General features: G+C 69.1%; 20 protein-coding genes. 7 read left to right on the forward strand and 13 right to left on the reverse strand.

Features of this window, described 5'->3' with window-relative positions; genetic code table 11:
* Positions 1 to 33 precede the first annotated feature (33 nt).
* Genes AVR91_RS13535 through kstD form a run of 5 tightly spaced genes read right to left on the reverse strand, consistent with a single transcriptional unit; the run spans position 34 to position 4993 of the window.
* Positions 34 to 897, reverse strand: a complete 864-nt coding sequence (locus AVR91_RS13535) for a MaoC/PaaZ C-terminal domain-containing protein (RefSeq protein ID WP_063271400.1) — start codon at positions 895 to 897, stop codon at positions 34 to 36.
* A 10-nt stretch (positions 898 to 907) separates the two neighbouring features.
* Positions 908 to 1933: a ferredoxin--NADP reductase gene (locus AVR91_RS13540; RefSeq protein ID WP_063271399.1), complete on the reverse strand. Its 1026-nt coding sequence runs from the start codon at positions 1931 to 1933 to the stop codon at positions 908 to 910.
* Entirely contained in the window at positions 1930 to 2190 is a 261-nt protein-coding gene (locus AVR91_RS13545) for a hypothetical protein (protein WP_063271398.1), read from the reverse strand. The genes AVR91_RS13540 and AVR91_RS13545 overlap by 4 nt, the downstream gene beginning before the upstream one ends.
* The gene (locus AVR91_RS13550; protein WP_063271397.1) at positions 2187 to 3326 is read right to left on the reverse strand and encodes a Rieske 2Fe-2S domain-containing protein; all 1140 of its coding nucleotides are present in this window, start codon (positions 3324 to 3326) and stop codon (positions 2187 to 2189) included. The genes AVR91_RS13545 and AVR91_RS13550 overlap by 4 nt, the downstream gene beginning before the upstream one ends.
* Positions 3323 to 4993, reverse strand: coding sequence for a 3-oxosteroid 1-dehydrogenase (gene kstD / locus AVR91_RS13555; RefSeq protein WP_063271396.1), 1671 nt, complete (start codon positions 4991 to 4993; stop codon positions 3323 to 3325). The genes AVR91_RS13550 and kstD overlap by 4 nt, the downstream gene beginning before the upstream one ends.
* A gap of 99 nt (positions 4994 to 5092) precedes the next feature.
* Here kstD and AVR91_RS13560 point away from each other — a divergent pair, with 99 nt between their 5' ends.
* The 5 genes from AVR91_RS13560 to hsaB are packed head-to-tail and all read left to right on the forward strand — an operon-like array spanning position 5093 to position 10223.
* Positions 5093 to 6691, forward strand: a complete 1599-nt coding sequence (locus tag AVR91_RS13560) for an FAD-binding protein (RefSeq protein WP_063271395.1) — start codon at positions 5093 to 5095, stop codon at positions 6689 to 6691.
* 43 nt (positions 6692 to 6734) lie between these two features.
* Entirely contained in the window at positions 6735 to 7910 is a 1176-nt protein-coding gene (gene hsaA / locus AVR91_RS13565) for a 3-hydroxy-9,10-secoandrosta-1,3,5(10)-triene-9,17-dione monooxygenase oxygenase subunit (protein WP_063271394.1), read from the forward strand.
* Positions 7910 to 8758: a 4,5:9,10-diseco-3-hydroxy-5,9,17-trioxoandrosta-1(10),2-diene-4-oate hydrolase gene (hsaD, locus tag AVR91_RS13570; protein WP_016332856.1), complete on the forward strand. Its 849-nt coding sequence runs from the start codon at positions 7910 to 7912 to the stop codon at positions 8756 to 8758. Before hsaA ends, hsaD begins: the two co-directional genes overlap by 1 nt.
* Positions 8758 to 9672, forward strand: a complete 915-nt coding sequence (gene hsaC / locus AVR91_RS13575) for an iron-dependent extradiol dioxygenase HsaC (RefSeq protein ID WP_063271393.1) — start codon at positions 8758 to 8760, stop codon at positions 9670 to 9672. The genes hsaD and hsaC overlap by 1 nt, the downstream gene beginning before the upstream one ends.
* Positions 9669 to 10223, forward strand: coding sequence for a 3-hydroxy-9,10-secoandrosta-1,3,5(10)-triene-9,17-dione monooxygenase reductase subunit (gene hsaB / locus AVR91_RS13580; RefSeq protein WP_063271392.1), 555 nt, complete (start codon positions 9669 to 9671; stop codon positions 10221 to 10223). The genes hsaC and hsaB overlap by 4 nt, the downstream gene beginning before the upstream one ends.
* Here the strand turns inward: hsaB and AVR91_RS13585 are convergent.
* Positions 10189 to 11220: a fatty acid desaturase family protein gene (locus AVR91_RS13585; protein WP_063271391.1), complete on the reverse strand. Its 1032-nt coding sequence runs from the start codon at positions 11218 to 11220 to the stop codon at positions 10189 to 10191. The genes hsaB and AVR91_RS13585 overlap by 35 nt on opposite strands.
* Before the next feature lie 236 nt (positions 11221 to 11456).
* Here AVR91_RS13585 and AVR91_RS42795 point away from each other — a divergent pair, with 236 nt between their 5' ends.
* Complete coding sequence (locus AVR91_RS42795) at positions 11457 to 12386, forward strand: hypothetical protein (RefSeq protein ID WP_228709194.1); 930 nt, start codon at positions 11457 to 11459, stop codon at positions 12384 to 12386.
* A gap of 4 nt (positions 12387 to 12390) precedes the next feature.
* Here AVR91_RS42795 and AVR91_RS13595 read toward each other — a convergent pair whose 3' ends face one another.
* Positions 12391 to 12759 carry a nuclear transport factor 2 family protein gene (locus AVR91_RS13595; protein ID WP_063271424.1) on the reverse strand — a complete coding sequence of 123 codons (369 nt, stop codon included), beginning with the start codon at positions 12757 to 12759 and terminating at the stop codon, positions 12391 to 12393.
* Between the two features lie 62 nt (positions 12760 to 12821).
* Between AVR91_RS13595 and AVR91_RS13600 the strand changes: the two genes are divergently transcribed.
* On the forward strand, positions 12822 to 13727 hold the full coding sequence (locus AVR91_RS13600; RefSeq protein ID WP_063271390.1) for an RNA polymerase subunit sigma-70: 906 nt from the start codon (positions 12822 to 12824) through the stop codon (positions 13725 to 13727).
* On the opposite strand, the gene AVR91_RS13605 is transcribed toward AVR91_RS13600, so the two are convergent.
* The 6 genes from AVR91_RS13605 to AVR91_RS13630 are packed head-to-tail and all read right to left on the reverse strand — an operon-like array spanning position 13718 to position 19477.
* Positions 13718 to 14125 carry an HIT family protein gene (locus AVR91_RS13605; RefSeq protein WP_143253993.1) on the reverse strand — a complete coding sequence of 136 codons (408 nt, stop codon included), beginning with the start codon at positions 14123 to 14125 and terminating at the stop codon, positions 13718 to 13720. The two genes, AVR91_RS13600 and AVR91_RS13605, sit on opposite strands and share 10 nt — an antisense overlap.
* A 4-nt stretch (positions 14126 to 14129) precedes the next feature.
* The gene (locus AVR91_RS13610; RefSeq protein WP_063271388.1) at positions 14130 to 15101 is read right to left on the reverse strand and encodes an acyl-CoA dehydrogenase family protein; all 972 of its coding nucleotides are present in this window, start codon (positions 15099 to 15101) and stop codon (positions 14130 to 14132) included.
* Positions 15098 to 16027: an acyl-CoA dehydrogenase family protein gene (locus tag AVR91_RS13615; protein ID WP_063271387.1), complete on the reverse strand. Its 930-nt coding sequence runs from the start codon at positions 16025 to 16027 to the stop codon at positions 15098 to 15100. The genes AVR91_RS13610 and AVR91_RS13615 overlap by 4 nt, the downstream gene beginning before the upstream one ends.
* Entirely contained in the window at positions 16024 to 17157 is a 1134-nt protein-coding gene (locus AVR91_RS13620; RefSeq protein WP_063271386.1) for an acyl-CoA dehydrogenase family protein, read from the reverse strand. Before AVR91_RS13620 ends, AVR91_RS13615 begins: the two co-directional genes overlap by 4 nt.
* Positions 17157 to 17990 (reverse strand): enoyl-CoA hydratase, encoded by an 834-nt coding sequence (locus AVR91_RS13625; RefSeq protein WP_063271385.1) that lies wholly within the window; start codon positions 17988 to 17990, stop codon positions 17157 to 17159. The genes AVR91_RS13620 and AVR91_RS13625 overlap by 1 nt, the downstream gene beginning before the upstream one ends.
* Entirely contained in the window at positions 17987 to 19477 is a 1491-nt protein-coding gene (locus AVR91_RS13630) for a FadD3 family acyl-CoA ligase (RefSeq protein ID WP_063271384.1), read from the reverse strand. Before AVR91_RS13630 ends, AVR91_RS13625 begins: the two co-directional genes overlap by 4 nt.
* Positions 19478 to 19528: the final 51 nt, after the last annotated feature.

Genomic DNA, 19528 nt, shown 5'->3' on the forward strand with positions numbered 1-19528 from the left:
CTAGCCAGGTGCGCGACCTGCGGGAACGATGATTCAGTCTGTCGTGGTCAAGAAAGTGTCGGAAAGGACGGGCGCGTCGTCCCGGTCCGGCGCCGTGGTCGCGATCAGCAGCCCGGCGGGCTCGCGCCAGACCCGGGTCCGCAGCGGTTCGCCGGGGAAGACGACGCCGGCGAACTTGGCCGAGAACGACCCGACGCGGGCGGTGTCGCCGTCGAGGCACGCGTCGGTGACCGCCTTCGCGACGACGCCGTAGGTGCACAGGCCGTGCAGGATCGGCCTGTCGAACCCGGCCGCCGCGGCGAACGCGGGATCGGCGTGCAGGGGGTTGCGGTCCCCGCAGAGCCGGTAGAGCAGTGCCTGTTGCGGCAGCGTCGGGGTGTCGATGACGGCGTCCGGCTCCCGCGACGGGGGCTCGACCCGGTCGGACGGGCCACGTTCGCCGCCGAAACCTCCTTCACCACGGGCGAAGATGCTCGACCGCAGTGTCCACAGTGGAGCGCCGTCCGAATCGGTGGCAACCGTCTCGTTCACGATCACGGCCGCCTTGCCCTTGTCGAAGACGTCGACGATCCGCGTCCGCGCCACGGCCTTCCCCGAGACCGGGATGGGCCGGTGCGCGATCACCTCCTGCTTGCCGTGCAGAACTTTCCCGAGGTCGACCTCGACGCCGGGGAACGAGACCGCGGGCGGCTCGAACACGCGCAGGTTCGCCGCCACGGTGGCGAACGTCGGCAGCACCTGGAGGCCGTCCTCGTAGGTGTAGCGCAGTTCGCGCGGGCTCATCGGATCCGCGCCGGCGCCCAGCGCCAGGTGGTAGAGCTGCACGTCCGACGCGGTCCAGGCGAAACTCACCTCGCCGAGGTCGGCGCCGATCGCGACCGAAGGATCGATGGGCACGGGGGAACTCCTACTCGTAGGTGACGGTGACCTCGTCGGTCAGCGGCAGGGACTGGCACGCCAGCACGATGCCTTCGGCGATGTCGTCGCCGTCGAGGACCTCGTTGTTCAGCATCTTCACCTCGCCGGAGGTGACCCGGCAGGCACACGCGCTGCACTGGCCCTCGCGGCACGAGTACGGCGCGTCGAAACCCTTTTCCAGCAACAGGTCCAGCAGTTTCGTCCGGCGAGGCCACGCGAGGTTCCTGGTCTCGCCGTCGAGGGTGACCTCGACCGACGCCGGGGTCTCGGCCTCTTCGACGGCGACGGGCTCGGCCACCTCGAACGGGTTCCCGCCCAGTGACAGGAACCGCTCCAGGTGGATCCGCTTGCGCGGCAGCCCGAGCTCCTTGAGCACCGCGCGCGCCGCGTCCATGAACGGGCCGGGTCCGCAGATGAACGCCTCGTGCGCGGTGTACGGCGCCACCAGCGCGCGCAGATGCGTCTCCGTCGGCAGTCCTTGCAGGCTCTCCAGCCAGTGCACGACGACCAGCCGGTCGGAGTACCGGGCGGCGAGGTCCGCCAGCTCCCTCGCGAAGATCACCGAGCTCTCGTCGCGATTGGCGTACAGGAGCACCACCTTGCCGGTGCCGTGCTCCAGCGCGGATTTGAGGATCGACATCACCGGTGTGATCCCGCTGCCGCCCGCGAGCAGCAGGAAGTCCTCGTCGAGCGACGCGGGACTGAACACCCCGGCCGGCGGGAGAACCTGGACTTCCTGACCCGCCCGGAGGTTGTCGCACAGCCAGTTCGACCCGTAACCGTCGGCGGTGCGTTTGACGGTGACCTGCACCCGGCCCTCGTGCGGCGCGCTGGAGAGCGAGTAGCACCGGGCCACCGAACCGGTCCGGTCGCTCGGCACGCGCAGCGTGAGGAACTGCCCTGGGACGTAAGAGAAGGCGGAGACGTGCTCGGCCGGGATCTCGAACACGATCGAGCGCGCGTCGGCCGTCTCGGTGATCACCTCGGCCACGGTCACGGTGACGGGACCGCTCATTCGGGCACCTCCAGCAGGCCGTCCTTCAACGCGGCTTCGATGCTCTCGCTGAGATTGCCGCACGTGTCGAGCAACGCGGTCTGCGCCCCGGAAGCCTTCTGCTCGGCGAACACCGGGCAGCTCCGGGACGCGTCACTCGTCCACTGGATGCTGGTGTGCTGCATGCTGTTCTTCTTGACCAGCACGCACGTCCCGCACGAGCGGCAGGTCAGCGGCCGCAGCCCGGCGGTGAGGAATTCGACGGTCTCGGGCTTCACACCCCGGCCTCTTCCGCCTGCTGCCGTGCCAGGTTCTCGGCCACCTCCGCCGCCCAGACCTCGTTGGCGCGGCTGGTGTCCACTTCGAACTCGAACCGGCGCGTCATGTCCTCGGTGACGTCGGCCGCGTCCACATAGAACTGGTCGTACCAGCGGCGCAGCTGGTACACCGGCCCGTCTTCCTCGCACAGCAACGGATTGTCGATGCGGGTCTTGTTGCGCCAGATCTCGACGTCCTGCAGGAAGCCGACGCCGATACCCTTGGCGAACTTCCCGGCGATCTTGTCCGCGTGCTCGTCCGAGACGCCCTCGAACTTCTTCACGCTCACGCCCCACTGCAGGACGAACGAGTTCTCGGTGACCGGGTAGTGGCAGTTGATCAGCACGTTCTCGATCTCGAAACCCTGGTACGTGTTGAGCAGCTTGTTGATCATGTACGACGGGCCGAAGTACGACGCCTCGGACCGCAGCAGGTTCTCCTCGCCGCCGTAGTTCGACGCCATGCCCTTGTCCGGGCGGCCCTTCGTGTTCAGGTACTGCGTGGCGATGTGGCCCTCGAACACGTTCTTGAAGTAGGTCGGGAAGGCGTAGTGGATGTAGAAGAAGTGCGCCATGTCGACCATGTTGTCGATGATCTCGCGGCAGTTGGAGCCCTCGATGAGCACCGAGTCCCAGGTCCAGTTGCTCCACTCGCCGGTGAAGATGCCCTCGATGCGCGGGATGACGACGTCTTCCGGCGGCGGGTTCCCCTCCGGGTCGTGCCAGACGAACAGCTGCTTGTTCTCCTCCAGCACCTGCCACGACTTCGTGCGCGCCCGCAGCGGAACCCGTTTGGCGTAGGGGATCGACACGCATTTGCCGTTGCCGTTCCAGCGCCAGTCGTGGAACGGGCAGGCGATCTCGTCGCCCTTGACCTCGCCCTGGGTGAGGTCGCCGCCCATGTGGCGGCAGTACCCGTCGAGCACGTTCAGCTTGCCGGACGAATCGGCGAAGACCACCAGTTTCGTCCCGAACGCGGTGATGGCGTGTGGTTTCCCGTCGCGGAACGTCTCGGCGAGGCCGAGGCAGTGCCACCCGCGCGCGAACCGCGCAGGGGGCGCGCCCGCGTCGATCTGCCGTACGGATTCCGTCGTCATCGGCTGCCTCCCGCTTTGGTGTGATCTTGCTGCGCGAGGTGCTCGGCCGCAAGGTAGCCGAACACCATCGCCGGGCCGATCGTCGCGCCGGGGCCGGCGTAGGTGCGGCCCATCACCGCCGCGCTCGTGTTGCCCGCCGCGTAAAGCCCGTCGATGACCGACCCGTCCTCGCGCAGGACGCGCGCGTGCGGGTCGATCCTCAATCCGCCCTTGGTGCCCAGGTCGCCGGGCACGATCTTCACCGCGTAGTACGGCGCGACGTCCAGCGGGCCCAGGCTGGGGTTGGGTTTGTTCCGCGGGTCGCCGTAGTAGTGGTCATACGCGCTGCGCCCGCGGTGGAAGTCCTCGTCCACGCCGCTTTTCGCGAAGCCGTTGAACCGGCGCACGGTGTTCTCCAGCGCGTCGGCCGGGACCTCGATCCGCTCGGCGAGTTTCGCGATGGTGCTCGCTTTGACCGCGATGCCCGCTTTGAACCAGCGGCCGGGCAGCGGCTGGCGCGGGCCGAGGCCGGTGAACATGTACCGGTTGCGGTTGCGCTGGTCGAACACCAGCCAGGTCGGGATGTTCTCGCCGGGGCCGTCCCCGTCGCCGTACATCGCGTGGACGGCCTCGACGTACGGCGCCGACTCGTTGACGAAGCGCTCGCCCCGCCCGTTGACCATCAGGCAGCCCGGCCGCGACCGCTCGGCGAGCGCGAACCACGGGCCGCCGGTGAGCGGGATGGACGGACCCCACCAGGCGTCGTCCATCAGGTCGACGGCCGCGCCGAGTTTGAGCCCGGCGTCGATGGCGTCGCCGGTGTTGGCTTCGGCGCCGACGGTCCACTCCGTACCGATGGGCGCCCGCTGGTACTTGACCCGCATCTCCTCGTTGCGCTCGAACCCGCCCGCGCCGAGGACGACGCCGAGCCGCGCGCGGATCGTCTTGTCCTCACCCTCGTGGCGCACGACGACGCCGGTCACCCGGTCGCCCTCGATCTCCAGATCCACCAGGGGAGTGTTCAGCCAGACGGGGACATCCGCCCGCCGCAGTCCCTCGCGCAACCCGGCCGCAAGCGCTTGCCCCATGGACAGCAACCGCTGACGGCGAATCCGGCCGGCGAGCCAGCGGCCGCCGAGGCTCAGCACGCGGAGGATCCCGCGCGGGTGCCGGGCGAGCAGGCTCAGCCACCGGTAGTCCGCCTGGGTGATCGGCGCGCCCAGCGGGGGAGCGCTGTACGGCGGCTCCAGATTCGCCAGTTCCGGGCCCAGCAGGTTGCCGTCGAGCGCGACCGGTTCGACCGAGCGTCCGCCGGCGCGCCCGCCGGGAGCCTCCGGGTGGTAGTCCGAGTAACCGCGGACCCAGCGGAAGCGCAGCGGCGTGTGGTCGCAGACGAAGGACAGCACCTCGGGGCCGCGGTCGAGGAAGGCCGACCGCAGTTCGGCGGGGACCACGTCACCGACGATCGCTTCGAGGTATTCGCGCGCCCGCTCCGGGGGTTCGGAGATCCCGGCCGCCCGCAGCGCGTGGTTGCCGGGGATCCAGACGCCGCCGCCGGAGCGGGCGGTGGAGCCGCCGAAGTGGGCGGCCTTCTCCACGACCAGGACCTCGAGTCCCCGGTGGGCTGCGGACAGTGCGGCGGTCATCCCGGCGGCACCGGTGCCCGCCACGATCACGTCGAACTCCATACGCCCCTCACCTGAAACACGTTGTAGGAAGCATCGAGCAGCATCCGCGCTGCTCCAGTCACCATAGACGAGAACGTGTTCTAGTTCTAGGGTGGGGCCATGGACTCCCTCGTCGCGGATGTGGTGATCGTGGGTTTCGGTGCGGCGGGCGCCTGCGCGGCGATCGAAGCGGCCGACGCCGGTGCCCGGGTGCTCGTGCTGGACCGGTTCTCCGGCGGTGGCGCGAGCGCGGTCAGCGGCGGTGTCGTCTACGCCGGTGGCGGGACGGCGCAGCAGCGGGACGCGGGCGTCGACGACAGCGTCGACGCGATGTACGACTATCTGCGGCTCGAAGTCGGCGACGTCGTCTCCGAAGAGACCCTGCGGCGGTTCTGCGCGGGGAGTACGGAGATGATCTCGTGGCTGGAAGGCAACGGCGTCCCGTTCGAGGGCAGTCTGTGCCCGTACAAGACGTCTTATCCGAGCGACAAGCACTATCTGTACTACTCGGGCAGCGAGGCGGCCGGCGGTTTCCGCGAGGCGGCCAAGCCGGCGCCGCGCGGGCATCGCGTCAAGGGGCCGGGCACCTCCGGGAAGCTGCTGATGAAACGCCTGGCCGACGCCGTCCGGAGCCGCGGGATCCAGGTGTTGCCGCAGACGGCGGCGCGGAACCTGATCGTGGACGCCGACGGGACCGTCACCGGCGTCGTGGTGTCCACCCTGCGGGACGCTCCCGCCCGCGTGCGGGCCGCGCACCGGAGGCTGTCCGCGTATGCCGCGAAACCGGGGATCTACGTGCCGTCGCTGCGGAAGTCGCTGCACCGGCGGGCGGAGCGGATCGAACGCCGATACGGACGTGAGCTGCGGATTTCCGCCACACGCGGGGTCGTTCTCGCGGCGGGCGGCTTCATCGCGAACCGCGAGATGGTGCGCGAGCACGCCCCCGCGTACCGGGGCGGGCTGGCACTCGGGACGTCGGCCGACGACGGGTCCGGCATCCGGATGGGTGTCGAGGTGGGCGGGGCCACCGCCGAACTCGGGCGGATCTCCGCCTGGCGGTTCATCACCCCGCCGTCGGCGTTCCTCGGCGGGCTGCTCGTGGACGAGACGGGCGGCCGGATCATCGACGAATCCCGCTACGGCGCCGCCGTCGGCGAACGCATGATCACCGGGCACGGCGGCCGCGGCTGGCTGCTGGTCGACGACGCCATCGTCGGGGAGGTCAAACGGGACGCGCGCGGGCAAAGCCAATGGTTCCAAGGACTTCAGGTGCGGTATCTGCTGCGGCAGCGGGTCGTCGCCGGGTCGCTGGACGAGGTCGCGCGCAAGGCGGGCGTCGACCCGGGCGGGCTGGCCGCCACCGTCGAGGCCGCGCGTTCCGGCGCGGATCCGGTGGGTAAGCCGGCGGAATTCGCGCGGTCGCTGGATCGGGCGCCGTATTCGCTGATCGACGTCTCGATCAAGCCGAACCTCGGCTATCCGTGCCCGATGCTGACGCTGGGCGGCCTGGTCGTCGACGAAGAGACCGGTGCCGTGCGTTCCGGGGCCGGTGTCCCCATCCGCGGTCTGTACGCGGCGGGCCGGACCGCGGTGGGAATCTGTTCTAGGTCTTATGTGAGCGGTCTGTCGCTGGCCGACTGCGTGTTTTCCGGTCGGCGTGCCGGACTGCACAGTGCGCTCGACCGGGGATCGGTCGACAAAAACGAGAACGTGTTCTAGTCTTGGATCCGGTTCACGGAGTATGGCGAGAGAGGGAACGCATATGAGCGAGCACGCCGCGCAGGACGTGATCGCGGGGATCCGGGAGCTGCTGCCGGTCCTGCGGGAACGGGCGCAGGAGGCGGAGGACGCCAGGCGCGTTCCCGAGGAGTCCGTCAAATCCCTGCAGGAGACCGGGTTCTTCAAAATGCTGCAGCCGAAGACCTTCGGTGGCATCGAAGCCGACCCGGTGAGCTTCTACACCGCGGTCAAACTCGTCGCGAGCGCGTGCGGGTCCACCGGCTGGGTCGCCTCCATCCTCGGCGTCCACCCGTGGCACCTCGGCCTGTTCGAGGCGCAGGCGCAGCAGGACGTCTGGGGTGACGACACCGATGTCCGGATCTCCTCGTCGTACGCGCCGATGGGCAAGGCGGACGTCGTCGAGGGCGGCTACCGGCTCAGCGGACGCTGGAGTTTCTCCTCCGGCTGCGACCACGCGACCTGGGTGCTGTTGGGCGGGCCGACGTTCAAGGACGGCAAACCCGTCGACTTCTGCACCTACCTGGTGCCGATCTCCGACTACACGATCGAAGACGTCTGGGACACCGTGGGCCTGCGCGGCACCGGGTCCAACGACATCATCGTGAACGACGTGTTCGTCCCGGCGCACCGCGCGCTCAGCTTCATCGCGACGTCGAAGTGCAAGACGCCCGGACAGGAGATCAACCCCGGACCGCTGTACAAACTCCCCTACGGTTCGGTGCATCCGAGCACGATCACCGCGCCGATCATCGGGATGGCGCAAGGCGCGTACGACGCGCATGTGGAGTACCAGGGCAAGCGGGTCCGCGCGGCGTACGCGGGTGAACAGTCCAAAGAGGACCCGTTCGCGAAGGTGCGCATCGCCGAGGCGGCCAGCGAGATCGACGCGGCCTGGCTCCAGCTGACGAACAACATCGACGAGCTGTACCAGCTGGCGTGCAAGGGGGAGAAGCTCCCGTTCCCCACGCGGCTGCGGGTCCGCCGTGATCAGGTCCGCGGCACGGAACGCGCGATCTTCGCGATCGACCGGCTTTTCGAGAACTCCGGCGGCCGCGCGCTGCAGGCCGGAACCCCGATCCAGCGGTTCTGGCGCGACGCGCACGCCGGCCGGGTGCACGCGGCGAACGACGCCGAGCGCGCCTACGTCATGTTCGGAACCGGCGCCTTCGGGCTGCCCGTCGAGAATGCGATGGTCTGATGACCGAAGGCAAGTACGTCACCGTCCAAGGTGGACTCAAGCTGCACTACCACGAGGCGGGCGCGGAACATTCCGAGACGGTGATCCTGCTGCACGGCGGCGGGCCCGGCGCGTCGGCGTGGAGCAACTTCGGCCGTAATCTCCCGGTGTTCGGCAAGAACTACCGGACCCTGGCGATCGACCAGCCCGGATTCGGCCGGTCGGACAAACCGACCGAGCATCCGCAGTATTTCCGGCACAGCGCGGACGCCGTGGCCGGGCTGATGGACGAACTCGGCATCGAGCGGGCGCATTTCGTCGGGAACTCGCTCGGCGGCGGGACTTCCGTGCGGCTCGCGCTCAACCACCCGAAGCGCGCCGGGCGACTCGTCCTGATGGGGCCGGGCGGCCTGAGCGTCAACCTGTTCGCGCCCGATCCCACCGAAGGCATCAAGAACCTCGGCCGGTTCAGTGCTCCGCCGGGGCCGAGCCGCGAGAAGCTGGAAGCCTTCCTGCGGATCATGGTGCACGACCAGTCGCTGATCACCGACGAGCTGATCGACGAGCGGTTCGCCGCCGCGAGCGCGCCGGAGTCGCTGGCCGCGATGAAGGCGATGGGCAAGTCGTTCGCCCAGCCCGACACCTACGAAGAGGGCATGCTGTGGCGCGAGGCGCATCGCCTGCGTCAGCGTGTGCTCCTGATCTGGGGACGGGAAGACCGGGTGAACCCGCTCGACGGCGCGCTGCTCGCGCTCAAGACGATCCCGCGTGCCCAGTTGCACGTGTTCGGCGGCTGCGGACACTGGGCGCAGCTGGAGAAATTCGACGAATTCAACCGGCTGGCACTCGACTTCCTGGGAGCCTCCTGATGGGTATCCGCTCGCTCGCCTACCTGCGTATCGAAGCCACGGACATGGCCGCGTGGCGCGAATACGGGCTGAAGGTCCTCGGCATGGTCGAGGGTTCCGGCACCAATCCCGAGGCGCTTTACCTGCGCATGGACGACTTCCCGGCGCGGCTGGTGGTGTTCCCCGGTGAGCGCGACAGGCTCGCCGTCGCGGGCTGGGAGGTCGCCAACGCCGGCGAACTCGACGAGATCCGGGCGTCGCTCGACGCGCACTCGGTGCCGTACAAGGAAGGCACGCCGGATCAGCTGGCAGATCGTCGGGTCGACGGTCTTGTGTCCTTTGAGGACCCTTCCGGCAACACGCTCGAAGTGTTCCACGGTGTCGCGTTGCAACATCGGCGCGTGGTGAGCCCGTACGGGCACAAGTTCGTGACCGGCGAGCAAGGGCTCGGGCACGTCGTCCTGTCCACACACGACGATGAGGCGTCCTTGCGCTTCTATCGTGACGTGCTCGGATTCCGGCTGCGGGACTCGATGAAACTGCCGCCGCAGATGGTCGGAAGGCCCGCCGACGGCGCACCGGCCTGGCTGCGGTTCTTCGGCTGCAACCCGCGTCACCACAGTCTCGCGTTCCTGCCGATGCCGACACCGAGTGGCATCGTGCATCTCATGGTAGAGGTGGAGAAAACCGACGACGTCGGTCTCTGCCTCGACCGGGCCATCCGCCGGAAGGTGCCGATGTCGGCGACCCTCGGGCGGCACGTCAACGATCTGATGCTCTCGTTCTACATGAAGACCCCCGGCGGCTTCGATGTCGAATACGGCTGCGAGGGACGTCAGGTGGACGACGAGAGCTGGATCGCCCGAGAGAGTACGGCGGTTTCGTTGTGGGGACACGACTTTTCAGTCGGCGCCCGTCCGCCGGGGCAGTCGTGACCCCGGTGACGGACCTCGGCGCGGACATCGATCCGGCACGATTCCGCACGGTGCTCGGGCACTTCTGCACCGGCGTCGCGGTGGTGACCGGACACGACGGCGAAGCTCCGGTGGGCTTCGCCTGCCAGTCGTTCGCGGCGCTTTCCCTCGATCCACCACTGGTGCTTTTCTGTCCTGCCAAGACTTCCCGGACGTGGGCGGTACTCGCCGAGTCCGGCCGGTTCGCCGTCAACGTGCTCGCCGAAGACCAGCAGGAGATCAGCGCGGTGTTCGGCGCGCGGGGCGCGGACAAGTTCGCGTCGGTCGACTGGACCCCCGCCCCGTCCGGATCTCCGTTGCTGACCGGGGCTTTGACGTGGATCGACTGCACGCTCGAAGCGGTGCACGAGGCGGGGGACCACTACGTCGTCGTCGGCCGGGTCACCGCGCTCGGGGACCCGTCCGACGATCGGCCGCTGCTGTTCCACCGCGGGCGGTACACGGTGACCGAACCGGTGACGGACGCGCTCGCGGCGCTCATGCCGTGGCCGCGTCCCGATGATTGGCTCTGATCGGCTCGCCCGCTTCGTGCAGGCTCCGCAACGCGAGTGCGTACGACTCCAGGAGACCCGTCTCGTGATACGGGACGCCGATTTCCGCGCAGTACTCTTGGACGATGGGCCGGGCGCGGCGAAGATGCGGCGACGGCATGCTCGGGAACAGATGGTGCTCGATCTGGTAGTTGAGCCCGCCGAGCGCGACGTCGACGACGCGGCCGCCGCGGACGTTGCGGGACGTGAGCACCTGCTTGCGGAGGAAGTCGAGTTCGGTGTCGCCGGACAGGATCGGCATGCCCTTGTGGTTGGGCGCGAAGATCGATCCCATGTAGACACCCCACAGTGCTTTGTGGACGATGAAGAAGACGAGTGCCTTACCAGGCGAGAGGACCACGAACAGCGCGCTGAAGTAGAGCGCGAAATGCGTCAGCAGCAGGGCCGCTTCGAGTCCGCGCCGTCGCAGGCCCGGCTTCCACACCGCGCGGATCCCGGAGAAGTGCAGGTTCAGGCCTTCGAGGGTGAGCAGCGGGAAGAACAGGAAAGCCTGGTAGCGGCCGATGAACCGGGGAAGGCCCTTGCTGGCCCGCGCCTGCTCCTTCGACCACACGAGGATGTCCGGATCGACGTCGGGATCGAGGTCCTCGTGGTTCGGGTTCGCGTGGTGGCGGGTGTGCTTGTCCATCCACCAGCCGTAACTCATGCCGACGCCGAGATTCCCCGCGATCCGCCCGGCGATCTCGCTCGGATGGCGGGTCCGGAACACTTGGCGGTGCGCGAGGTCGTGCGACAGCAAGGCGATCTGGCCGAACATCACCGCCTGGAACACGGCGATCCCCAGCTGCCACCAGGAATCCCCGATCGCGAAGAAGGCGATCCAGCCGCCGGCGAAGAGAGTGGCGACCAGGCCGATGCGGAAGACGTAGTAGCCGGGACGGCGGTCGAGGAGGCCCGCTTCGCTGACGCGGCGGGACAGGCGGGCGAAATCGCTGCCTGTGCGGAGGTTTGCGGTCACCGTTGTGAGTCTGGTCCGGGGCGGGGGCAGGGTGAATGCGGTGCGCCGGTGGGTTGGTGCGGGGGTTGGCCCTACCTTCTCGGTGAGCGGCCCGTTCATGAAGGATTTGGGACACTCGATGTCCCAAATCCTTCATGAACGAGTTTTCTTTCGCGTGACCGGACCTTTCGTGCAGGACGGAAGCCGATCTTGTCGGTGGCTTGACGCATGGTGGCCGGGTGCGAAGAGGAACTTGGGTGTCTCACCCCCTGCTCACCGCTCCGGGCCGCCCGGTGGTGGTCCGCGCGGCCGACCTTGAAGAGATCGGTGTTCCGCGACGGACCATCTCCCGGCGATGCGCCGTGGACGGGCCCTGGCAGTCGCTGCTGCCCGGAATCGTGCTGACGAACAACGGAGAGCCCACCGACGAACATCGTGGTCGCGCTGCTTTGCTCCACGGCCGTGAAGGCGCGGTGCTCACCGGAACGTACGCACTTCGTTGCCATGGTCTGGAGCGGCTTCCCAGGAAGGACGTCGTGCATGTCCTCATTCCCGCGAGTCGCGACGTGGCCGATGTGGGCTTCGTCCGTGTGGAGCGCACCAATCGCCTGCCACGGCCTCATCTGCGAGGAGGCCTGCCAGTGGCCCCCGTCCCCCGGGCCGTCGTCGACACCGTCCGACGGCTCACGAACGAGGACGAGGCCCAGGCGGTGATGGCCGAGGCGGTCCAGCGCCGCTTCTGCACTCCGGAGATGCTCACCGACGAGCTCGATCGAGGCCGTACCGCGGGAACCGCGATGCCGAGACGCGCGCTGGCCCCATTGGTGGCGGGAGCGAGATCGGTCGCGGAAGCCGACGCGTGGCACCTCTGGCGAAGATCCGGTCTCCCGCCGGGCCGGTGGAACGTCCCGATCCACGACGCCCGGGGCGGCTACATCGCCACCCCGGATTTCTGGTGCGACGAAATCGCGTTGGCCTGGGAGATCGACTCGTTCCTGCACCACACGAGCCTCGAGGACCACCGTGCCACCGTCGCCCGCAACGCGCGATACGTCGCAGCGGGAATCGTCGTGCTTCAAACGCTGCCGTCCCGGCTGCGCACCGAACCCGACAAGGTGGTCGACGAGCTGCGGGCAGCGTTCCGCACCGCGGAAGCCCGCCCTCGTCCGCATGTCCTGGTCGCTTAGGCCGCTAAGACCCAGCAGCAGCAGCCCGAGCCGCATCGAAAGGAGCCCGGTCGAACACGATCCGCAACTCCACGATCTTCCCCTCCCGCACCGTCAGCAACTCGGCCCCCGGCGCGCTCGCCACCGGCAGGGTCGCCGTGTCGTACATCAGCAACGCGGTCGTCTCGTCCCCGAACGCCGAAAGCAGGGTCGAGCCGGTCAGGATCTCGGTGAACGGGCCCATGAACCCGCGAAACGCCTCCGCGCCGGAGAGCGGTCCGCCGGGTGTGTGGCAGACGATGTCGTCGGCGACGTAGGTCATCGCCTTCTCGAAGTCCTTGCCCGTCCACGCGTGGTGGTAGGCGAGCGCGACATCCAAGGCGGGACTGGTCATGATGTTCCTTTCGTCGGTCTTCATCCAGTCAGACACCACCTCCGCCGCGAAAGGAACGGTCTGTGAGCATCAGGGCAACGGACGAGCGGTCGTTTCGCGAGCTCGCCGAGACGTACCGGCACGAGCTCCACCTGCACTGCTACCGGATCCTCGGCTCACTCACCGACGCAGAGGACGCCGTCCAGGAGACGCTCTTGGCCGCCTGGCGGGGCCTCGACGGCTTCGAGGGGCGCTCGTCGCTGCGCACCTGGCTGTACCGTATCGCCACCAACCGCTGCCTCAACGCCCTGAGGGACGCGGGCCGCCGTCGCCCACCGGAGCCGGTGCCGCCCTTCGACCCGCCGGAACCGAGCCGGCGCGGTGAGGTGACCTGGTTGCAGCCGTATCCGGACGAACTCGCCGACAGCGAACCCGGTCCCGAAGCGCGCTACAGCACCAAGGAGGCGATCGAACTCGCGTTCATCACGGGCCTCCAGCTCCTTCTGCCGAGGCAGGCCGCCGTGCTCGTCCTGCGCGACGTCCTGTGCTTCCCCGCCGGCGAGGTCGCGAGCATGCTCGGCACCACCGAGACGGCGGTCAAAGGCATCCTCCAGCGCGCCCGCGCCTCACTGGACAAGCATCGCGACCGCGCCGGGCACCGGCCGTCACCCGGCGAACGCGAGCTGACCAGGCGATTCGCCGACGCCTTCACCGCGGGCGACCTCGACGGCGTCCTCGGCCTGCTCACCGACGACGCCTGGCTCGCCATGCCGCCGGCACCGCACGAGTACCACGGCCGCGAAGCGATCGCGGGCTTCCTCCGCGTCACCATGGCCGTTCCCGTGGAGCGTTTCACCATGACGCCGACGCGGGCGAACAACCAGCCCGCCTTCCGCTGCCGTCACGGCGAGACACCGGCCGGGCTGATGGTCCTCACCCTCGACGGTGACCGCATCCGCGCCATCACCCGGTTCCTGGATCAGAAGTAGTCCGCCAGGCGACGGCAGAGCGCGCCGATGTCGACGACCGGCGCGCCCGTCCACGAGGGACCGTCCATCCACCCGATCTCCGAGGGCGTTCCCCGATACCGCACGAAAACGTGCTGATGGAAATGCGCGACGCTCCGCCCGGCGATGGCGGAGAACACGTGCTCCGGAGCCAGCTCCGACCGCAGGCCGCGAGCCGCGCACCAGGCCGCCTGCGACACCGCCGCCACCTCGCCCGCGGTCAGTCCGTCCAGCGCCGCGACGTGCCGCCGGGTCTCGACGAACAGGTACCCGGCGAACTCGCCGGGACGGTGCGACACCACGACCATGTCGTCAGCCCAGACGACCGGCCCTGCCAAGGGCCCCTTGCCCCGGTGCTTGGCACAGATCGCGCACTCCACCGGCTCACGATAGTGACGGCCGCACCCGCCCGAGGTGCTCCCCAGGCGAGCCGAAAAACTGCGCCGCGCCGTGCGCCCGCTTGAAATACCGATGCGCCGGATGCTCCCAGGTGATCGCGATCCCACCGTGCAGCTGGATCATCTCGCCCGCCACCGTCGCCAGCGCCTCCGAACAATGCACCTTCGCCACCGCCGCCAGCCTGCTCGACTCCGGAGCCGCGTAGGCCGCCGAACGCGCGGTCTCCACCAGCACGTGGAGATCCGCCATGCGATGCTTCAACGCCTGGAACCCGCCGATCGGCCTGCCGAACTGGTGCCGCTGCTTGCTGTACTCCACCGTCAGCTCGAACGCCCGCGCCGCGGCCCCGGCCTGCTCGGCGGCCAGGACGGCACAAGCCACGTCACGTAAGGCGCCGAGGTCGACGGGGCCGAGCAGCCGGGCGGGAGCGCCCTCGAAACTCACACGGGCCAGCCGACGCGTTTCGTCCATGGCCGGAGTCCGCACACGCCGGCCATCGGAGACCTCGTACAGCGAGCCGTCGGCCACGACCAGGAGGATCTCGGCCTCGTCACCGTGGAGGACGTAGTGCGCCTCGCCCTCCACCACGGAGCCGACGGCACGGCAGGCAGGCGAATCCCAACGGCCGTCGGCGTCGGTCCAGGCCACCGCGCCGACAGTGCCTTCGGCGAGGCGGGGGAGCAGACGCTCGCAGGCGTCGTCGTTGCCCGTGGCCAGGAGGGCGTGCACGGCGAGCACGGCCGAGCCGAGGAACGGGACGTCGGCGAGCACCCGGCCCAGTTCTTCGGCGACGACCTGCAGTTCCGCCGTCCCCGCGCCGAGCCCGCCGAACCGTTCGGGCACGGCCAACGCCGCCACGCCGATCTGCTCGCACAGCTCCGGCCAGGGATCCGCTTCCCGGTCCAGCAGTTTCCGGACGCTGTCCCGCAGCGCGTCCTGCTCGGCGGTGAACGTCACGACAGCACCCGCTCCCGGTGGAACCGCGGGGTACCCCAGGCGCCGACCAGCGCACGGACCCTGGTCAGGCGCAGGCCGAGCGCGTGCTCCGCGGTGTAGCCGATCGCGCCGTGCACCTGCAGCCCCGTCCGGGCGGCGAGGTGCGCGGCATCGCCACACGCCACCTTGGCCGCGGACACGTCGCGCCGGTCCAGGGTGACGGCCGCGCCGAACAGCAGCGGCTCCGCCAGCGTGAGCGCGGTCGCCACATCGGCGAGCAGATGCTTGACCGCCTGGTACCCGCCGATCTCGCGGCCGTACTGCTTGCGCTGCGCGGCATAGGCGACCGACGCGTCGAGCAGCCACCGTCCCGCGCCGAGAAGTTGCGCGGCGGTGGCGAGGCAACCCAGCTCGAACGCGCGGTCCGCGTCGAGCGCCGTGCCGAGATCGTCACCGGTCACCGGAGGGAACAGCCGCCGTGAACGGTCCACAGAGGACAAAAGCGTGCCGGGCGTGAACGCGCGCAGCCTGCCGTTCTCGACCGCCAACCGAGCGTCCGCGACGTCGGAATCCAAGGCGTACGGCACATGTGGCGCGTAGGCGACCGACGCCAGCGTCTCACCGGACGCGACCGAAGTCAGCAGCTCGTCGTCCAGCAAGGACGGCAGCACGGCCACGGTGTCGGTCCACGGCCCGGGAGCGCAGTGGTAGCCGAGCCGTTCGAAGCCGACGGCCAGATCCACCGGTGTGGCACCGAGCCCGTCGTACTTCTCGGGGACCGCCAGCGCGGTCACGCCCAGTTCCGCCAGGCGCCGCCAGATCTTGAGCCCGGGCCCGGGATCGCCCGCCGCCCAGGCACGGTTGGCCGAGTCGGTGTCCACACCGGACAGAAGATCGTGCAGGCTGCGGGAGAACTGCTCCTGCTCACCGGAGAGTGCGAACCTCATCGAGCCCCCTTCGGCAGGCCGAGCAACCGTTCGGCGACGATGGACCGCTGGATCTGGTCGGTCCCGCCGTAGATCGGTCCCGCCAGGGAGAACAGCCAGCCGTCGCTCCAGCCGTCCCGCAGTTCGGCGTCCGGGCCGAGGATGTCGAGCGCGGTCTCGTGGAGGGCGACGTCGAGATGGGACCAGAACAGCTTGTTGACACTCGATTCCGGGCCGAGTTCGGCGCCGCCGGCGAGGCGGGTGACCGTGCCCAGGGTGTACAGCTGGTAGGCCCGCGCGCCGATCCACGCGTCGGCGACCCGGTCCGCGGTATGCGCGGGACGCCCCGCCTCTTGCCAGAGCGAGACCAGCCGGTCGGCCGCGGCGAGGAACCGGCCGGGGCTGCGCAACGACAGGCCGCGTTCGTTGTTCGCGGTGGTCATCGCGACCCGCCAGCCCTCGCCCGGCGCGCCGATCACGTCCTCGTCGGGGACGAAGACGTCGTCGAAGAAGATCTCGGCGAACCCCGGTTCGCCGTCCAGCTGCGGGATCGGCCGCACGGTGACACCCTCGGCGCGCAGATCCACCATCAGATAAGTGAGTCCCTTGTGCCGTAATGAATCCGGGTCGCTGCGGAACAGGCCGAACGCACGATCGGCGAACGCCGCCCGCGAGCTCCACGTCTTCTGCCCGCTGACCCGCCAGCCGCCGTCGCAGCGGGCCGCGGTGCTCCGGAGGGCGGCGATGTCGCTGCCCGCCTCGGGTTCCGACCACGCCTGCGCCCAGACCTCCTCCGAACGCGCCATCTTCGGCAGGATCCGGGCCTGCTGTTCCTCCGTGCCGTGGGAGAACAACGTCGGCGCGAGCATGAAGATGCCGTTCTGGTTGACCCGCAGCGGCGCCCCCGCGGCGTAGTACTCCTCCTCGAACAGCACCCACTCCAAGAGGCTCGCGTCCCGTCCGCCGAGTTCGCGCGGCCATGAGACGACCGACCAGCGGGCGTCGGCCAGCCGGGATTCCCACTCGCGGTGCTGAGCGAATCCTTCGGCGGTGTCGAACGATTTCAAGGGTTCGGCGGGGACGTTCGCGGCGAGCCAGGCACGTGCTTCGTCGCGGAAGGCGATTGTCCGCTCGTCCAGTTCGAGGTCCATCACGAACTCGCGTCCCGCATCGACCGCGCGTCCTGCCCGCCCAGCGAGTCGCCGCCGGAGACCTCGGCGTTGTGCGCGTGCGCGAAGTGATGCAGCCCGAACACGGAGTCCATTCCGGACCGGAGACCCATCAGATCCTCGGCCTGGTTGACCGCCTTCTTGGCGAGTGCGAGCCCCATCCGCGGCATCACCGCGATCTTCTCCGCCAGCGCCATCGTCTCGGTTTCGAGGTCGGCACGGGGGACGACGCGGCTCAGCATGCCCCATTCCTTGGCCTGCTGGGCCGTGAAGCGCTCACCGGTGAACAACACCTCCTTGGCCGCGCGCGGACCGAGGACCCAGGGATGCGCGAAATACTCGACACCGGGAATTCCCATCCGCACCACCGGATCGGCGAAGAACGCGTCGTCGGAGGCGACGATCATGTCGCACACCCACGCCAGCATCAGCGCCCCCGCGATGCACGCGCCCTGCACGCTCGCGATGGTCGGCTTCGGGATCTCGCGCCACCGGCGGCACATGCCGAGGTAGACCTCGGACTCGCGGGCGAACCGCTGATCACCGCCTTCGGCACCGACGTGATCCCACCACAGCACCGCTTTGCGCTCGAACGAGACGTCGACGTCACGTTCCGGTGTCCCGATGTCGTGCCCGGCGGAGAAATGCTTACCCGCCCCGGCCAGCACGATCACCTTGACCTCCGGATCGTCGACGGCGCGGGTGAACGCGTCGTCGAGCGCGTAGGTCATCGCCGAGTTCTGCGCGTTCCGGTACTCCGGCCGGTTCATCGTGACGACGGCCACCGGCCCGCGCCGCTCGTACTCGACGGTCATCCGTTCTCCTCCCGCAACACGCGTTTCAGGACCTTCCCCGACAGGTTTCGCGGAAGCTCCGCCATGAAGTCGACAAATCGAGGTGTCTTGTAGTTGGCCAACCGGCCTTCGCAGTACGTCAATACGTCCTCTGTGGACAGTGAGGCTCCGGGGGCGAGCCGGATGAAGGCCTTGCCGACTTCGCCGAGCCGTTCGTCCGGCACACCGACGACGGCGGCTTCGGCGACCCCGGCGAGGCGGCTCAGCACCTGCTCGACCTCGGCCGGGTAGACGTTGAAGCCGCCGCAGACGTACATGTCCTTGATCCGGTCGACGATCTTCAGATACCCGCGTTCGTTCAGCACGCCGACATCGCCGGTGTGCAGCCAGCCGTCGGCGTCGACGGCCTTCGCGGTGGCGTCCGGATCGTCGAGATAGCCCAGCATCACGTTCGGCCCGCGCAGCAGGACTTCGTCGTGCTCGCCGAGTTTCAGCTCGAAGCCGGCCGTCGCGCGGCCGGAGAAGTTCGCCACCAGTTCGACGTCGTCTTCGGGACGGGACATCGTCGCCACCACCGCTTCGGTGAGGCCGTACGCGGTGAGCACCGTGTCGATGTCCAGGTCCGTCCGCATCCGCTCGACGAGCGTGACCGGCACGGTGGCTGCGCCGGTCACGGCGAGCCGGAGACTGGACAGGTCGTGGTTCCCGCGTTCGGGCGCCTCCAGCAGGACCTGGTAGATCGTGGGCGCGCCGGGCAGCACGGTGATCCGCTCGGTTTCGATGAGCCGCAGGGTCTCGCGGACGTCGAAGGTGCGCTGGGGCAGTAGCGTCGCGCCCCGCAGCACGGCGGCGAGGATCCCCGCCTTGTAGCCGAAGCTGTGGAAGAACGGGTTGATCACGAGGTACCGGTCTTCTTCGGTCAGCCCACCGCACTCGGCCCAGGCTTCGGCGACGCTCAGCGCCTGCCGGTGGCTGCTCATCGCGCCCTTGCTGCGGCCGGTGGTCCCGGAGGTGAACAGGATGTCGCTGACGTCGCCGGGGCGCGCGGGACTGACGAAATCACTGTCGAGATCGGCGAGCGCGTCCCATTCGATGACGCCGTCGACGGGATCTTCGATGCCCTCGACGGGGATGCGCACTACGGTGCCCGGACGTGAGGAGCCGAGGTCCGCCAGCCGATCGGTGCCGAGGAACGTGCCGGTGATCGCCAGCGCGGAAACCTTCGCGCGTTCGAGGACGTCGATGGTCTCGCGCGCGGTGAAGCGGGTGTTGACCGGGATCAGCGTCGCACCGGCGTACAGCGCGCCGAGCCCGGCGACGACCCAATGCCAGGTGTTGGGGGAACAGATCGCGACCCGTTCGTGGCCCTCGAAGAACCGCGCGGCCTGCCGCACCCGGCGGGCGAGTTCGGCATAGGTGAGCCGGACTTCGCCGTCGACCAGCGCTTCCCGGCCGGCGAAGCGCTCCGCGGCCCTGTCGAGCGCCGCCGGGATGGTCCCTTCGGACATCGAGCCTCCCTAGCAAGTGCTTGGTAGGGTAGCCTACGCAGCAGGCTCTGG

The organism is Amycolatopsis keratiniphila subsp. keratiniphila, from assembly GCF_001620365.2.
Classification (GTDB): Bacteria; Actinomycetota; Actinomycetes; order Mycobacteriales; family Pseudonocardiaceae; genus Amycolatopsis; species Amycolatopsis keratiniphila.

Bases quoted from the DNA above. Each gene is read 5' to 3' on its own strand.
- AVR91_RS13560 (WP_063271395.1), top strand. From the start codon at position 5,093: ATGGACTCCCTCGTCGCGGATGTGGTGATCGTGGGTTTCGGTGCGGCG.
- AVR91_RS13615 (WP_063271387.1), bottom strand. From the start codon at position 16,027: ATGAGGTTCGCACTCTCCGGTGAGCAGGAGCAGTTCTCCCGCAGCCTG.
- hsaC (WP_063271393.1), top strand. From the start codon at position 8,758: ATGGGTATCCGCTCGCTCGCCTACCTGCGTATCGAAGCCACGGACATG.
- hsaA (WP_063271394.1), top strand. From the start codon at position 6,735: ATGAGCGAGCACGCCGCGCAGGACGTGATCGCGGGGATCCGGGAGCTG.
- AVR91_RS13540 (WP_063271399.1), bottom strand. From the start codon at position 1,933: ATGAGCGGTCCCGTCACCGTGACCGTGGCCGAGGTGATCACCGAGACG.
- AVR91_RS13620 (WP_063271386.1), bottom strand. From the start codon at position 17,157: ATGGACCTCGAACTGGACGAGCGGACAATCGCCTTCCGCGACGAAGCA.
- AVR91_RS13625 (WP_063271385.1), bottom strand. From the start codon at position 17,990: ATGACCGTCGAGTACGAGCGGCGCGGGCCGGTGGCCGTCGTCACGATG.
- AVR91_RS13550 (WP_063271397.1), bottom strand. From the start codon at position 3,326: ATGACGACGGAATCCGTACGGCAGATCGACGCGGGCGCGCCCCCTGCG.
- AVR91_RS13595 (WP_063271424.1), bottom strand. From the start codon at position 12,759: ATGACCAGTCCCGCCTTGGATGTCGCGCTCGCCTACCACCACGCGTGG.
- kstD (WP_063271396.1), bottom strand. From the start codon at position 4,993: ATGGAGTTCGACGTGATCGTGGCGGGCACCGGTGCCGCCGGGATGACC.
- hsaD (WP_016332856.1), top strand. From the start codon at position 7,910: ATGACCGAAGGCAAGTACGTCACCGTCCAAGGTGGACTCAAGCTGCAC.
- AVR91_RS13630 (WP_063271384.1), bottom strand. From the start codon at position 19,477: ATGTCCGAAGGGACCATCCCGGCGGCGCTCGACAGGGCCGCGGAGCGC.